Genomic DNA, 15320 nt, shown 5'->3' on the forward strand with positions numbered 1-15320 from the left:
TGGTGAAAGAAATGGCAATTCCTAAGAATCTTACAAAGCAAAGTGTTTTCGATGCTATTCAATATATTGAGCAGAACGGCATTCCTCATCATAATCAAAGTACGAAATATGACTTAATAGCTGACTCAGGGAAAAAATACCCGCCTAAATATGTAATTGCAGTAGCGAGTCACCTCGCTAACAACACAGACATTTCCGTTGACGGTTATAATGCTGTAGAAGCTAAAAACTTGTTAGAGGGGCTTGGATTTGTGATTAACACAAAACAAGAAAAGTATGAGCTTTTAATAACGGCCGATAACATTACATCAAGTGACGATCAATTTACTATTGACAACCTTGGACTTGGTGATAACTATAAGCCTTTAGATGCTTATTTTAGAAATTTCGATGGTGTAGTTATTCGCCGTAAATATAATAAAGGTGAGAGAAGAAACTCTAATCAAACAATGCCGCGATTGGCATTTCAGCTTTTCGAGCAGTCTATCGCTGCCCTATCAGTGGAAGAAAAAGAGGATTTCCCGATTTGCCAGTATACGCCAAGTTCAGAAATGATTCGCGGCATATTTCCAAGTGTTGAAGCCCTTAAAAAGCGAAGAAATTCAATAGAATATTTGACTTACAGCTATGCCGGTGACAGGCTGTTTGTTATTTATTGTTGGAATATTTTTTCAACCATTTTGTTTGTCCAAGAGTGCTTAAAGCGTTTTGGCAAAAAAAGCGATGAATTTGTCCTTACGTATCGTGAAAAGGATAAAAAAGAAGCTGCTCAGCCAGAAAATGAAGAAGTTTTGGTTGAAGAACAGATTATGGAGTTTAATGGCTATGCAAACCCTTATTCTAACAATTTAGTTGAATCGAAGAATGTGATTTTCCGTGGAGCCCCCGGAACTGGAAAAACCTATCTGGCAAAGGAAATCGCTACGGATATTATTAGCAACGGCTATTTTTCCGACTATACGATGCTGAGTAATGAGCAAAAGAAGCAAATTGAATTTGTCCAGTTCCACCCCAGCTATGATTACACGGATTTTGTAGAAGGCTTACGCCCAACAACAAATAGCGATGGTTCTATGGGATTTGAGCTTCAAGACGGCATATTCAAAAAGTTTGTCGCCAAAGCGAGAAAGAACTTTGAGGACTCACAAAAATCGAAAGAGGTTATCGAAAAAGAATCATCGGTGCAAGAAATAATAGATGAGTTTTTCTCAAACATTGAGTTCGGCGTTGATGAATTTGAAATTACTCGCGGTACCAAATTTTATATTACTGGTGTAGATGAAAAGCATATATATATTTCTATTCCCGAGAACAAAGTTACGGATACCCTAAGTTTGAATATCAATGAGTTGAGAGAGATGCTGGAGTCCGGGCAGGAATTTACGCAAAGAAAAGATGTGAAACAGTTCTTCGGAAAGCTGCATGGCTCCCAACACTACTCTTATGATTTGGCGATTTTCAATGCAATAAAAGCAAGGAATCTACCTGCATCCAAAACTGTGGTCAAACAAGAAAAATTGAAACCATATATCTTTATAATTGATGAAATAAACCGTGGCGAAATATCCAAAATATTCGGAGAGCTATTTTTCGCAATTGATCCAGGATACCGTGGTGAGGTCGGCGCAGTATCTACGCAGTATGCCAACCTACATGAAAAGCCGGACGAGAAATTCTATATCCCTGAAAATGTTTATATCATCGGAACAATGAATGATATTGACCGTTCTGTGGATAGCTTTGACTTCGCAATGCGCCGACGTTTCAGATTTATTGAAGTCAAAGCTGACGAGCGACTGGAAATGCTTGATTCTCTTGGAGATGGTAAGGAAGAAGCCATTCACCGAATGACCGCCCTTAATAATGAAATTTCCAAAGTTGAGGAGCTTAATGAAAATTATCATATTGGCGCATCTTATTTCTTGAAATTGAAGGTCTTGAGCGTTGAGCAACTATGGACTGATTATCTTTTCCCTTTACTTCAAGAATATGTTCGTGGTATGTATGACGAGGAAGGTATCATGAAAAGATTTGCCAGGGCTTATGGATATATAGAAGCTCAAGAAGGTGACGGTAATGACAGAAATCAAGATTAAGGACAATACTTTCACCAGAAAAGAGGAATTTGAGAATATTGGGATTCTGACCTCAAAAATACTGGACAAGACCCTTGAGCAGCTTGAAAAAGAGGGTGTATTTGTTTTTCCCAAGACACTTAAAGATGCAGAGGACATTACAAAAGAACAGATGATTCTTCAGAGTGTCAATGATTGCTATCGTACCAGCAATGTCATGGGATTCCTCGGATACGGAAAAGAGCGGCTTGTAATTGAATCGCGTTTTTCCAGCGGCAATAAGGATTATTTCTTTCAATATTTGTTAGAGCGCGTTTTGGATTTTCCAAACATCTTAGAGCTTAATACTGATACCGACCAAGATAGCAGATTATTTAATTTGCTTTTATTTCTCTTTCCTCGCTATCTGAAATCGGCAATGCGTAAAGGTATGTTTAAAACATATACCCGCAATCAATATAATGATGCCAACGTAAAGGGAACAATAGATATTTCACGCCATATAAGAAAAAACACCCCATTTGCCGGAAAAATTGCTTATAATCAACGAGAGTTTTCGTATAACAATTATCTGACGGAACTGATTCGTCATACAATCGAATTTATCAAGACCAAACCCTATGGCAACAAGTTGCTCGGCATAATCAAAGAGGATGTGTCAAACGTTGTTAAAGCAACTTCCAAATACGAATACTACAATCGAAGGAAAGTTATAACTGAAAATAAGAAGAACCCAATACGTCATGCTTATTTTTGCGAATATCGGGAATTACAACGACTATGTATAATGATTTTACAGCATGAGAAGCATCAAATTGGCACTGGTGTGCGAGAAATTCATGGGATTTTATTTGATGGTGCTTGGCTTTGGGAGGAATACATCAACTCTTTAGTTGAACACTTTTTCTATCACCCAATGAACAAAGGTGGCAAGGGTGCTCAACGGTTGTTTTCCAACAACACCGGGCTAATCTATCCTGACTTTATTAGTCGGGATACCGAGACACGAATTATCGCTGATGCTAAGTACAAGCCCATCAGTAATATTGGGAATACAGACTACTTTCAAGTATTGGCTTACATGTTAAGATTTGAGGCGAAAAAGGGCTTCTATTTATATCCAGAAAGCAGAGGAATCGAACCTTTTGAATTGCGATTGAATAGTGGCTCAACATATGAGAATAACGTGACCGCTCGCGATGACATATCAGTTATCAAATGTGGATTACGTATTCCCAAAACCGCTGAAAATTATGTTCACTTTAAAACGCAAATGCGAGATAGTGAAATGGTGTTTATGAATCAGTTTAATAGCTAATATTGATGTGGGCGAGCGAAGTGAGGTGAGTAAATGGTTAAAGGATTTGTCTTTTTTCGTGATGGGAAGATTCCATTCGTAATCGAAGATTATCGTATGGAATTATTCACAGATGATAGCCTGCTAAAGGATTTTACAAAAGAACATAATTTTAAGAATAATTATATTCTACAAGGACAGTATTTTGGTAATGGATTTCAAGCTCAAAAAGCAATGTTTTTAGTTGAGCGTTCCATCGGCAACACATGTTACTTACGCTGCTACATCATTAATATGCTTACAGTTGAAGATGCCTACGATACCATTGGTTTACAATCACCATCCCTTGATGATGTTTTTAGATACGGCTACAACTATTTGGATATGGTTAGAGCAGGAGTCAATTTGGCCGTGGAACCAAAGGATATTTATAAAACACAATTTGACATGAACGACAGACAGTATGAATTAACATATCGCATAGGGCACGACAATCGTCTGGGCTTATTAGAGGACTTTGATAGAAAAGGTGAGTTGCTGGTTCCACTCAAAACTATCGAAATCCAGGAGTGCTATGATATATCAATGGTTCTGTGCCGCCTTGCTATGTTTATGACCTCCCAAGCCGAAGCGCCATTCAAACGAATTACCCTATATAAAGACGGTCGTCCGAGAGGATGGTTTTATTGTCCCCTCGTTTCAAAAGAAGCCGTATCAGTGCGCGATATGATGTTTTATGAGTTTGACGTTATGAGATACATTCCGAAAATTTTGAATAACATAGCGTTAGATTCAGGAAATAAAATCAGGAAAAGCATTTCGTTGGGACATTTGGGTAATTTTGATTCTTTGTTTTCGCCCAGCGATTCATGGAACAGGTTATGGCGTTTGAATATCTGTTTGATAAACTGGATCACAAAAAGGCTCAAGACCCAAGGGTTCCGCTAAAAAATGAGCTAGAATGCATGTTTAATGCATTCCCAAAATTACTATCAGATTTTAACTTATCATCGGGCAGGGTCAGTGAACAAGTTAAAGAACTCAGACGAAGCATTGTGCATGGGTATGCGTATTATTATGATTTCAAAAATGATTCCAAAACTCAGCGTTTAATTCTTTTGCTCGACAAGCTAATCAGGAATATGAGCTTGCTATGTATCGGATTTTCGAAGGATGATATTGCAGAGTTTCCTATATATTAAATGGTTGGTCTTACGTGGCCAACGGCGAGGGATGTCAGCGTCCGTGTGCGGAGACAAAGGACGAGGAGACGAGGGCTGTATACCTGCCGACACTCTTGAAAACTAGTGTGTGTACCCACAACACACCCTGGTTTCCCTATCGAAAGGGAAACCCAATTTATAAACTACAAAGACAAGAGCGGCGGTTCATCTCGAACCGTCGCTCTGCTTATATATCATTTAGCTTCTTTTGCAATCTCTTGTGCCCGCCGCTGTTTCCACTCATCAAATTCCCGCTGTCCTTCCTCGCTTTCGAAGAATTGGCGGATTTTCGGCAGGAGCAACCTTGCAAGACTCTCAATCTCCTGCTGTGGGATTTCCATCCCGATGTCGTCTTTTGCCATTTGCCCTCCTAGGTCTTAGGCAAATGCCACGGCATCCTGTGAAGCTGATTATTTATTTTTATGGGCATTTATACCCTTTAATACAATTATTGTAGCGCTCACGAAATGACTTGTCAAGCTGCAAAACTTAACCGTATCCAGTTTCACCAATTACGGTAACACGGCTGGTTAGGCAGGAATAGAGTTGTGAAGCAACTCATAATTATCTCTTTCAAGCAAAGCCTGCAGCGTTGTTAAACCCTTCTTTATTCTATTATAAAGTATATAGAACCCCAGTGAGGACTTTATGAACAACGATTTATGACTATGTCAGAACCCTTGTACCTAAAAATTAAAGCTATGGAACCCCAAATGGGTGACATTAAAAATAATGTCCAAACTCCTGCTGAATGTCGTTGCCGCCCTTGGCGGCAAGCGGTCTGGAGGGAGTTTCGGAACTCCCCTATTCCTGCCTTAACTTCGGTAAGTTCTCATTGCTGCCTTCGGCGCAAGGGAAAAGCGGAAGGGCCATTGTGTCTACTCAGCACCGTTTCCATGTTCACCACGTACAATTTCCCCAACGGTCGTACGACTAATGACAAGCCCAAGTTCCTCAAAAATAGCTTTTGAGATTTTTTGCTGAGATAAACCTTCCTGCCTCAACTCCAAAACTCGCAAGATGACTTGATTGGTTGCCTTTTTCTTGCGTCCAGCACCGCGCTCATTATATTTTTGCGATTGACGATTATTAATTTTCGCTATTTCCTGCGCATGTTTTTCTTGGAGCAAAGCAAGCACCTTTTCATGCTCCTGTATGGTAATTCGGTCTTTTAGCTGTTTTCTCATGAGGTCGATTTTCTTGTTGAGCTTCTTGGTATATTCCATCTCTCGGTCAAGTGCAGCTTGAAGCTGTTCTACTGTTTTTTTCATGGCAATCTCCCTATAAATGACGATATTTAATTATCGTCATTTGAAGCGTCGGAATACTTCGTTTGTAATGGCATTTAGACAACGTTCTAACACTCCGCTCGAATCCGTTCCGCCATATCAAAAGCAGATTTCTCCATATTGACACAGTGCTGTGCCAGCTTGCCCGAAACCAGCAATTCCCGATACATTTCCGGTTTCTGTTCGTGCAGATATTTCAGCCTTAGATTGCCATATTTTCCAAGGTCGCCATAAAGATCCTCATCGTCTAAAGCAATGTTGGGATACAGCAGACCGTCTATTTCTATGTAGTCCAACTCAATCATGTTTTCCCACCTCCAAAACCTCCAGCATTAGCTGTGCGCCTAACCTGAATCCGTCTGAAAATGCCTGCTCCATATGATAAGCGGTTACGTCCGACTCTTTGGAAAGATACTCGTCCAGTTCTGCTTTCATAGACTGAGATAACTTTTCTTTAAAGGCATCATGCGCCTGTATCGCTGCATTTTTTGCCTATAAAATTCTGTAATACATACCTTAGAACGCTCTGCAGGACATAAATCACCGCTATACATCTGCTTGATTACACTCTGCATCTTCACCACCTCCTGCTTACTATGGTAGCCAAAAAGGAAGTGCGCGTCCAGACGGAATCCCGGACAAAGTTTTAGCGCTTTAAAGTGCTATTTCCGGTAAAGGCCAACAAAAACAATCTGAATCGTTATGAAAATCCATGTTGAATCTAAAAATGAGTTGATTTCGTTTAATATATGGGTTAATATAAGGACAAAAGAAAGCGAGGGCTGTACATGAAAGAGGTTGCGGAAAGAATAAAGTTGCTACGAGAAAGCGTAAATTTATCGCAGGCAAAGCTTGCGGCGTTGGCTAATGCTACTCAATCCAGTATCAATCGATATGAAAATGACCAGTCAGCTCCGCCTTTGCCGTTGATCGTCTGGTATGCGGATTATTTTGATGTATCTCTGGACTATATTTTCGGCAGAACGGGCAAACCAGAGGGCAGGCTATACGACTATAAACCGAAATTTTCCGAAGAAAACCAACAGCTTCGGCAGTTTATCGAAATGTGCTTTGACCCCAAATCCCCCATGAACGACAAGCTAAAACAGGCTTTGATGGAGATGGTATCGAAGGGCGGTGACAATGCATGAACGGTGTAATTTACGCGCGCTATTCTTCAGATAACCAGCGGGAAGAAAGCATCGAAGGACAGTTACGAGAATGTATGGCATTTGCTGAAAGTAAAGGTATCAATGTTCTAAGCAGCTACATCGACCGTGCGCTTTCTGCTAAAACGGATAACCGTCCGCAGTTTCAGCAGATGATTAAAGACAGCGGCAAGGGCATGTTTGAAACTATTATCGTATGGAAGTTGGATCGGTTTGCCCGTAATCGTTATGATTCTGCTCACTACAAGGCGATGCTCCGTAAAAATGGTGTGACGGTGGTATCCGCCACAGAGAATATCTCCCGTGGCTCTGAGGGCATTTTACTGGAATCTATGCTGGAGGGAATGGCGGAATATTACTCCGCAGAGCTTTCTGAGAAGGTCATCAGAGGATTAACGGACAATGCCCTCAAATGCCGCTACAACGGCGGCACACTACCGATTGGATACATGGTAGACAAGGAACAGCAGTTCCAAATAGACCCTGTTACCGCTCCCGTGGTGCTGGAGGTGTTCACGGCTTATAGCGAGGGCGCGACCATGCAGCAGCTTGTTAATCTGCTCAACGAGCGAGGTATTCGCACAAGCAGAGGAACAAAAATTACACTGAATATCATGGCTCATCTATTGAAAAATCGCCGTTATATCGGGGAATACAGCTACCGTGATGTGGTAGTGCCAGAGGGGATCCCAGCCATTATCCCGAATGAATTGTTTAACAGGGTACAGGAACGGATGCGTAAAAACAAGAAAGCCCCTGCCCGTCACAAGGCAGAGGACGATTACATACTGACTACAAAGCTTCACTGTGGAAAATGTGGGCGTTACATGGTAGGAGAAAGCGGAACCAGCCATACAGGAAATGTCCACCGCTATTATCGTTGCCATAATACGAAGAAAAAGAAGCTGTGTGACAAAAAGGCGGTAAAGAAGGATTGGATTGAAACTCTGGTCATTCAGCAGACCATGCAGGTGGTTATGGATGATGGGGTTATCAATAAAATTGCTGACACTGTATTTGCTTTGCAAGGCAAGGAAAGCGATGCTATCCCCATGCTAAAAAAACAGCTATCCGAAACGCAGAAAGGCATTGAAAATATGCTCAATGCGATACAGGCCGGTATTTTTAACGAGTCCACTAAAAAGAGGTTGGATGAATTGGAGGAACGCAAGAATCAGTTGGAGGTCAGTATCCTGCAAGAAGAATTGCAGTACCCTGTTCTTACAAAAGAGCAGATATTATTCTGGCTGCACAAATTCCGCACCACTGATATTTCGGATAAGGCAGAGCGCCAACGGCTGATAGACAGCTTTGTCAATGCGATTTATCTGTATGACGATAAAATCGTACTGGTTTGGAATTACAAGGATGGTACAAAAACGGTTTCACTCAAAGACATTGAGGGTTCGGATTTATCATTAAACACTGCACCACAGTGGCCTCGAACATTTTATTTGATATCCTTGGTGGTGCGCGAATCCTCTCTTATATCATTTCATACAAGCCAGTGGAAGGAGATGTATATTAGGGCATCTCCTTCCACTGGTTCTTATTATGCTATGAAATCAATGTATAGTCTCGTGTCGAGAAATCTCTTTTCCAATATTGACTAAAAAGGAAAAGCAGCACCAGGAAAGATTTATGCCAGGATTTGAACTGACAAATGTTTTTTTGCGCATGTGTGATAAGATTTGTGCTATAATTGCTTCAGAATATTTTTATTAATAAAGATAATGCCTTAGACAAACAGGGTGATACATTGCAGGCTGTTTGTAATAATGAATTTGATTAGAAATACTGAGAGAACTCAAACTAGAGGGAGGAAAAATGTGATGCTTTTTATTCAATGTATTGTGTTGTGTATCATTTTTACTTTTTTAATACTCCCGCCACTATTCAAAAATCCCATATCACAAATCATGTCCTATCCTCCGGAAATTCGCAAACGCGTGGAAAGCCTACCGCAGTATAAAGATATGTTATCGGTTACTAAGAAAAAAAATGTGTTTCGAAAAATAGTTGGAACAGTTATAGCTGTTTTTTTGCTTGCTGGGTTAGCTTACTTATCTGGAAAAACTACTTTTATTTCAGCTTTTAGCCATGTATTCATTCTGTTTTTTGTGGTCAATTTATATGATCTTGTTATTCTTGATTTTATCGTGTTTGCCCATTGCAAAAAGGTTGTAATACCTGGCACTGAGGATATGTTTGAAGCATATAAAAACCCTGTACATCATATTAAAGGTGCGTGTAAAGGAACTGTGATTAGTGCTGTTGCTGCTGTTCTTGCCGGCAGTGTTGTAGCAGCAATGTCTCTATTTATAAGATAATTATTTAAATCTCAAAATTTGCATTTTAAAACACGACTTATGTTTTTTATAAGATAAGATTTGTGCTCAATGACCTCCCAGTATTTATATATCAGGCAGACAACAAGAATCCTGCAATTAACATCTTGCGCGGTACTGTTCAATCAGTTGCTGAAATTCTGTATTGGAATGAAGAAACGCGTATCTGGAATCGTTTTCAATTTCTGCAAGCAGTGCCGGCAACATTTTTTTGCCGAAGTTTCCCTGGTGTGATTTTATGGCAATATGGCGGTACAGAGCGGATTTTTTCATTTCCCATGGTTTAAGTGTAGCTGCAAGTATGGATTTCAGAATTGATATGCTGTCCCGGACATTTTCTTGGTGGCTGGCAACCTGGAGAGGCGCAACAAAGGAACAATAGTCCCACAGGCCAAATAGTCCGGCGGCCTCACAAGAAATCTCCGCCAGACGGGCAGCGTCTTCATTGTTGCCTTCCTTCAGCGCAATTTCTTCCAGACTTATCAAAATGCTTTGGATTTCATTGCTTTCCATCATCAGCAATTTGCGTTCCAGAAGTTCCGCAGCTTCCGTCAGTTTCCCCTGTTTGATCCAAAGATTCGCCTGGAGTTGACTTTTATCCATAGCGCTTCTCTCCGGCAGCAAGTCCAGCATTTCTTGCGCTTTGTCATATTCCTCATGGCCCATGTATTTGGAAGCCAGCATGAAAGTTGCCTTATCCCGGATATTGTCATCGTCACTTTTGGCAGCACGCTTATACAAGGCCGTAATTTGACTGCTGTATCTTTCCTTATTCTCGTCAATCATTCCAGACATCATCAATGCACCGTCCAGCAGCAGTGCGGTCGTATGGAGCAACGAGCCACAGCTTGGATATTTCTGTACTTTATCAATAACCATGGTAAAACCGCTCTCAAAGCCATTTTCACCAATCGTATCCATTACTCCCTTGCAGAAATGGCTGATTTCCTGTTCCGACAGCCCTTCGTTAAAGCACAGCAAAGTGTTCAAATCTGTTTTGAGCAGCCGGGCCAGCGCCGGCAACAATGAAATATCGGGGTAGGTAGTCCCTTTTTCCCACTTGTTCACAGCGGGAGTGGACACGCCAAGGCACTCGGCAATTTGTTCCTGTGTTAATCCAATTTCTTTTCTTTTTTCTCGAATAATCATATTCATGGGCATTTTTATCATTTTCCAATCTGATATTATAAAGCTCGTTCTTTGAGTACATTTTATCAGACAGGCCTAAATTCAACAATTGTCGGGTTGTTAAATTGAAGGATGGAAAATTAATCATAGGTTAATTTTTGATATTAATGTGCCACAACAAAAAAGCAGACTTAAATTTGAACTTTGAGAAAGTTTAATTTATCAGTGAGATTATGAACATAATATGCCCATAAGAACTTTGCCTTATTTACAGCAAAAAGCTGATAATTTGTCAGGGCTGGCAGATTGTTAACTATGGGAAATTTTGATAAAATATCAAAGGAATACATATTTGTCGAGGATAAGAAAATTTATTGCAAAATTGATAGCAGGGGGGTGGGAAGAATTGACGCAGTATTTAAGCAGTTACCTGATAAAAGGCGATTTTGAAGAAGAGTATTTAAACCATATTCCTGCACTTCGTTTCCTGCCTTCTTTTAATTTCACAAAGCCAGTTACATTTTTTGTTGGAGAGAACGGTATTGGTAAATCCACACTAATTGAAGCACTTGCTGTGAGTTGCGGTTTTAATGCCGAAGGTGGAAGTAAGCATATGAATTTCAAGACAAAAGAAACTCATTCTTCCTTGTACAAAAATATAAAAGTCAGACGGAATATCCCATTTCCATCGGACGGATATTTTCTGCGTGCCGAAAGCTTATATAATTTAGCAACTGAAGTCGATAGATTGGACAAAATCGGTATTTGGGGAGAAAGCACAGGACATGATTTCCTAAAAAAGAATTATGGAGGAAAATCGCTTCATGAACAGTCACATGGAGAAAGTTTCTTTAATTTATTAATGAACAGGTTTGGCTCAAATAGCATATTTTTTTTAGATGAACCTGAGGCTGCGTTATCACCGACCAGGCAATTAGCAATTATAACCCGTATAAATGATTTAGTCGAGCAAAATTGCCAGTTCATCATAGCAACCCATTCGCCTGTTCTGACTGCTATTCCGTATTCGGAAATTATTGAAATAACTGATGAGGGTGCTAAAATCACACCATATACAGAAACTCAAAATTATATTGTTACAAAAACCTTTTTAGAGAATCCCTCTAAAATGATGAGATTACTGCTTGAGGATAGCTAGGTCTGTTGGAGAACCAGTGTTTCTGACTAAAAATGGCAGGGGGAAATTTGCTATTATTGATATAAATGAGTATGAAAAACTAACGACTTCTATTGTGTATTTACAGTGATTTGCTTTATTTTTTGACGTATGATATAATTAACTTGTAATTTTGTTTTTTTAACTGCTTGATTCTGATATATGTGATTTTGGATTTATAGAGCGGGAAACTCAACTTTATGAGTTTGCTGCTCTTTCTGTTTACAGACAAAGAAAAGAGGATAAAATGAGTAATATAAATTTGCAGGATTTAGTTGATAGAGCAGGAAATATGGCTTTGAACAATGTTTGGGGTGAAAACTCGTATAAGATTAATATGGATATCCTGAAACTGGACCCTAACAATTGCGCTGCATATACGAGACTGGCGAAATACTACAAACTTGACGACAATATCGAGGAAGCCAGAAACATGTATTTAAGGGCCTTGGAGATTAATCCGAACAACCGGGGAGCAATCAATAATCTCAATGAAATGGAAAAAGAGCAGAAGGAAAATGAGGATGTAAACCAGATAAAATCAATCGGTGATTTGGTGAAAGCCGGAAAGACTTCTATTCTGAAAGGCAAGTACAAGATGGCTGTGAAGCTTTTTGAAAGAGCCTTCGGACTGGAACCATCGTTAAAGCATGCCATAAGTTTGGCAGGTGCATATGAAAAAGTAGGAAGGCAGGACAGAATAGAAATAATATATCAACAGCTTATTAATGACCATTCCCTGCAGAATGATATTGAAGCTATAGAAAATGAATTCAAGGCCCTGCATTTGAATGTCAAATTTGCTAAAAAGGGATGATAATCCGGCATGTCCCGAGACAGATAATGAATTATAAAGCAAATAAGTAATTAGAAACAGATAAGTTAAGAGAAAATAAGTAATTAAGAACAAATAAGTTTATAAAATAGTTAAGGTGGTTAATCACTTGAGAATGGAGAAAAAGAATTGAGATTTGAAGAACTGAACATAATAACACCTATCATGAAGGCTTTAAAAGCTGAAGGATATGAAGCGCCCACTCCGATACAGGAACAGGCCATACCCGCCATACTGGCAGGAAGAGACCTGTTGGGGTGTGCACAAACAGGGACGGGAAAGACTGCTGCGTTTACAATCCCGCTGCTGCAGATACTCAGAAGGGACAAGATGGACGAGAAAAATCAGTGTGCAATCAAAGCACTGATATTAGTTCCTACCAGGGAACTGGCGGTTCAGATCGGAGATAGTCTTTCTGCTTACGGAAGATTTACACGGATCAGACATACTGTTCTTTTCGGCGGAGTCTCGCAGGCTCCCCAGACAAAAGCTTTAAAAGACGGAGTTGAAATCCTTGTTGCTACTCCCGGCAGATTGCTTGATCTGATGGGGCAGGGATATATCAGGCTGGACCAAATAAAGTTTTTTGTGCTGGATGAAGCAGATCGTATGCTTGATATGGGTTTTCTACGGGATGTGAAAAAAATAATGACAAAGCTGCCCGCAGAAAAACAAATGCTGTTGTTCTCTGCTACTATGCCGCCTGAGATCAAATCAATGGCGGATAATATTTTATCAAACCCGGTTAAGGTGGAAGTGACTCCGGTTTCCTCCACTGTGGACACTATTGATCAGTCGGTATATTTCGTTGAAAAGAGAGATAAGAAAGCTCTGCTTATAAAACTTCTCAGAAATAAATCGGTTGATTCGGTGCTGGTATTTACAAGAACCAAGCATGGAGCCGATAATGTTGTGAGAAATCTCACGAAGGCAAGGATAACAGCTCAGGCTATTCATGGCGATAAATCACAGGTCGCCAGGCAAAATGCCTTGAATAATTTCAAGGCAAGGAATACAAGGGTTCTTGTGGCTACTGATATTGCTGCAAGAGGTATAGATATAAAGGAACTGTCCCATGTTATAAATTTTGACCTGCCTAATATGCCGGAAACCTATGTGCACCGCATCGGGAGAACCGGAAGGGCTGGAATGGGCGGGACAGCCTTGTCCTTTTGTGATAATGAGGAGAAGGCGTATCTGAAGGATATACAGAAACTCATATCCAAGGAAATACCGGTTATAGAGGAACAGCCCGGTTAATGGAAAAGAGCGGTACTGTGTAAAATGTGACTGTTAAGGAATTTATTATATCTGGGAGGTGTTGTTGATACAAACAAATAGACTGCAAATGAATGAGGATATTAAAGATAATGAAATCCGTCTTATTGATAGTGACGGTTCCATGTTGGGCATTTTTTCCGTACAGGAGGCCCAAAAACTGGCCGATTCAAAAAATCTGGATCTTGTAAAAATTGTTCCAAATGCCAAACCGCCGGTGTGCAAGATTACTGATTACAGGAAGAGCATTTTTGAGCAGGCAAAGAAGGAGAAGCAGGCAAAAAAGAATCAGAAGGTTGTTTCCCTGAAGGAGGTACGGCTATCTGCAAAAATTGAAGAGCATGATTTCAATTTCAAGGTAAAAAGTGCCGGCAAGTTTTTATCGGAGGGTCACAAGGTAAAGGTTAGTATAAGGTTTAAGGGCAGAGAAATGAGATATACGCTGCAAGGCCAAGAGGTGATGGCAAAGTTTGCCGAAGTCATGAAAGACGTGGGTACGGTTGAAAAGCAGTCCAGGCTTGAGGGCAGGCTTATGGTAATGATAATGTGTCCCAAAAAACCTTGATATTGAGAAGGGACAGCGCGTTCCGCAGTCAAAATGTCAAGTTGGCATTACTAATAGTTAAAAATGTAAGAGGATGTAAATGTGAGTATTTATTGCATTGATTGAATTAATGTGATATAGTCAAAAGGGCTTACTATATATTAAATATGGATTTATTTTTTTTAAAGCAACTCTCTTTATTTTTTGGAGCGTGAAGTTAAGAATGATTAGGTCCGAATAATAAAGGAGGTGTATAGAAATGGCAGATAAAGTTATAGCTTGCAAGGATTGCAATGCTGAATTCGTTTTCACTGAAAACGAACAGGCTTTCTACAAGGAAAAAGGCTTCGATAACGAACCACAGAGATGTCCTGATTGCAGGAGAGCTAGAAAGCAGCAAAGAAATAACAACGACAGAGGCAACTTCGGTGGAAACAGAAGTTACGGCAACAGATGGTAATCAGGGAGAGCGAGGCTCGCCCGGCAGCTTCACAGCAGAAATGCAGGCTTGAAGTATTGTAGTTTAAAAGGTTTAATAAAAACGGAAAATCCAAAGGTATCAAGAAGAAAAATCTTGGTACCTTTGTTTTATGAGAAGGAATATAAATATGACAAATGAAAAATGCGACAATAGCGCAAGAATTGTATAATACATGTTTCCCTATTTCTTTCTGGGCTCTGTGAGATTTTTTCTGTAAATCGCTCTCTGTGACGATAGCAAAATTGGTTTTTGGAGCCAGAGGTGCAGAAACCAGCCACCGCGAAGCGGCGTGGCCTTGATTACGCTCTTGGCAAATGCTACACTTTATAAACCGAGCAGGCGATTACAGAAAATTGGTTTTCATCGCCTTCGGTTATCTTAAAAATAGCATCTGATGGTAGTGTTGTCAAGGCTGGCGGCCAATCTAGCTCAGACGTCCGGGATACATGATCGCCAGTTCGTTATGCACTATACCC

At 40.1% G+C, this 15320-nt stretch carries 17 protein-coding genes; 12 read left to right on the forward strand and 5 right to left on the reverse strand.

What is annotated here, in order from left to right; translation table 11 throughout:
- Nucleotides 1-11 precede the first annotated feature (11 nt).
- The 3 genes from CLHUN_RS19490 to CLHUN_RS19500 are packed head-to-tail and all read left to right on the forward strand — an operon-like array spanning nucleotide 12 to nucleotide 4320.
- The gene (locus tag CLHUN_RS19490) at nucleotides 12-2096 is read left to right on the forward strand and encodes an McrB family protein (RefSeq protein WP_080066366.1); all 2085 of its coding nucleotides are present in this window, start codon (nucleotides 12-14) and stop codon (nucleotides 2094-2096) included.
- Entirely contained in the window at nucleotides 2077-3393 is a 1317-nt protein-coding gene (locus CLHUN_RS19495; RefSeq protein WP_080066368.1) for a 5-methylcytosine restriction system specificity protein McrC, read from the forward strand. Before CLHUN_RS19490 ends, CLHUN_RS19495 begins: the two co-directional genes overlap by 20 nt.
- A 33-nt stretch (nucleotides 3394-3426) precedes the next feature.
- On the forward strand, nucleotides 3427-4320 hold the full coding sequence (locus tag CLHUN_RS19500; protein WP_080066370.1) for a hypothetical protein: 894 nt from the start codon (nucleotides 3427-3429) through the stop codon (nucleotides 4318-4320).
- A gap of 469 nt (nucleotides 4321-4789) precedes the next feature.
- On the opposite strand, the gene CLHUN_RS22195 is transcribed toward CLHUN_RS19500, so the two are convergent.
- The 4 genes from CLHUN_RS22195 to CLHUN_RS22200 form a co-directional block, all read right to left on the reverse strand.
- Complete coding sequence (locus CLHUN_RS22195) at nucleotides 4790-4957, reverse strand: hypothetical protein (RefSeq protein ID WP_165755802.1); 168 nt, start codon at nucleotides 4955-4957, stop codon at nucleotides 4790-4792.
- 516 nt (nucleotides 4958-5473) lie between these two features.
- Nucleotides 5474-5866 (reverse strand): helix-turn-helix domain-containing protein, encoded by a 393-nt coding sequence (locus CLHUN_RS19510; protein WP_080066372.1) that lies wholly within the window; start codon nucleotides 5864-5866, stop codon nucleotides 5474-5476.
- 86 nt (nucleotides 5867-5952) lie between these two features.
- A complete protein-coding gene (locus tag CLHUN_RS19515; protein WP_080066373.1) occupies nucleotides 5953-6189 on the reverse strand; it encodes a TnpV protein in 237 nt (78 codons plus the stop codon).
- Complete coding sequence (locus tag CLHUN_RS22200; RefSeq protein ID WP_340148348.1) at nucleotides 6182-6361, reverse strand: DUF6809 family protein; 180 nt, start codon at nucleotides 6359-6361, stop codon at nucleotides 6182-6184. Before CLHUN_RS22200 ends, CLHUN_RS19515 begins: the two co-directional genes overlap by 8 nt.
- 311 nt (nucleotides 6362-6672) lie before the next feature.
- On the opposite strand from CLHUN_RS22200, the gene CLHUN_RS19520 reads away from it, so the two are divergent.
- From CLHUN_RS19520 to CLHUN_RS19530, 3 genes are all read left to right on the forward strand, one after another.
- Nucleotides 6673-7035 (forward strand): helix-turn-helix domain-containing protein, encoded by a 363-nt coding sequence (locus CLHUN_RS19520; RefSeq protein ID WP_080066374.1) that lies wholly within the window; start codon nucleotides 6673-6675, stop codon nucleotides 7033-7035.
- On the forward strand, nucleotides 7032-8666 hold the full coding sequence (locus CLHUN_RS19525; RefSeq protein WP_080066375.1) for a recombinase family protein: 1635 nt from the start codon (nucleotides 7032-7034) through the stop codon (nucleotides 8664-8666). The genes CLHUN_RS19520 and CLHUN_RS19525 overlap by 4 nt, the downstream gene beginning before the upstream one ends.
- A 219-nt stretch (nucleotides 8667-8885) precedes the next feature.
- Nucleotides 8886-9383 (forward strand): hypothetical protein, encoded by a 498-nt coding sequence (locus tag CLHUN_RS19530; RefSeq protein WP_242656568.1) that lies wholly within the window; start codon nucleotides 8886-8888, stop codon nucleotides 9381-9383.
- 117 nt (nucleotides 9384-9500) lie between these two features.
- On the opposite strand, the gene CLHUN_RS19535 is transcribed toward CLHUN_RS19530, so the two are convergent.
- Entirely contained in the window at nucleotides 9501-10562 is a 1062-nt protein-coding gene (locus CLHUN_RS19535) for a helix-turn-helix domain-containing protein (protein ID WP_080066377.1), read from the reverse strand.
- Nucleotides 10563-10935: 373 nt separating this feature from the next.
- On the opposite strand from CLHUN_RS19535, the gene CLHUN_RS19540 reads away from it, so the two are divergent.
- The 6 genes from CLHUN_RS19540 (at nucleotide 10936) to CLHUN_RS19565 (ending at nucleotide 14823) form a co-directional block, all read left to right on the forward strand.
- Entirely contained in the window at nucleotides 10936-11688 is a 753-nt protein-coding gene (locus CLHUN_RS19540; protein ID WP_080066388.1) for an AAA family ATPase, read from the forward strand.
- A gap of 16 nt (nucleotides 11689-11704) precedes the next feature.
- Nucleotides 11705-11797 carry a hypothetical protein gene (locus tag CLHUN_RS19545; RefSeq protein WP_422785072.1) on the forward strand — a complete coding sequence of 31 codons (93 nt, stop codon included), beginning with the start codon at nucleotides 11705-11707 and terminating at the stop codon, nucleotides 11795-11797.
- 156 nt (nucleotides 11798-11953) lie between these two features.
- Nucleotides 11954-12523, forward strand: a complete 570-nt coding sequence (locus CLHUN_RS19550) for a tetratricopeptide repeat protein (RefSeq protein WP_080066379.1) — start codon at nucleotides 11954-11956, stop codon at nucleotides 12521-12523.
- A 147-nt stretch (nucleotides 12524-12670) separates the two neighbouring features.
- Complete coding sequence (locus CLHUN_RS19555; protein WP_080066380.1) at nucleotides 12671-13801, forward strand: DEAD/DEAH box helicase; 1131 nt, start codon at nucleotides 12671-12673, stop codon at nucleotides 13799-13801.
- Between the two features lie 58 nt (nucleotides 13802-13859).
- Nucleotides 13860-14384, forward strand: a complete 525-nt coding sequence (infC, locus tag CLHUN_RS19560; RefSeq protein ID WP_080066381.1) for a translation initiation factor IF-3 — start codon at nucleotides 13860-13862, stop codon at nucleotides 14382-14384.
- Between the two features lie 238 nt (nucleotides 14385-14622).
- Nucleotides 14623-14823 (forward strand): zinc-ribbon domain-containing protein, encoded by a 201-nt coding sequence (locus CLHUN_RS19565; RefSeq protein ID WP_080066382.1) that lies wholly within the window; start codon nucleotides 14623-14625, stop codon nucleotides 14821-14823.
- Nucleotides 14824-15320: the final 497 nt, after the last annotated feature.

This window comes from Ruminiclostridium hungatei (assembly GCF_002051585.1).
GTDB classification, from domain to species: Bacteria; Bacillota; Clostridia; order Acetivibrionales; family DSM-1351; genus Ruminiclostridium; species Ruminiclostridium hungatei.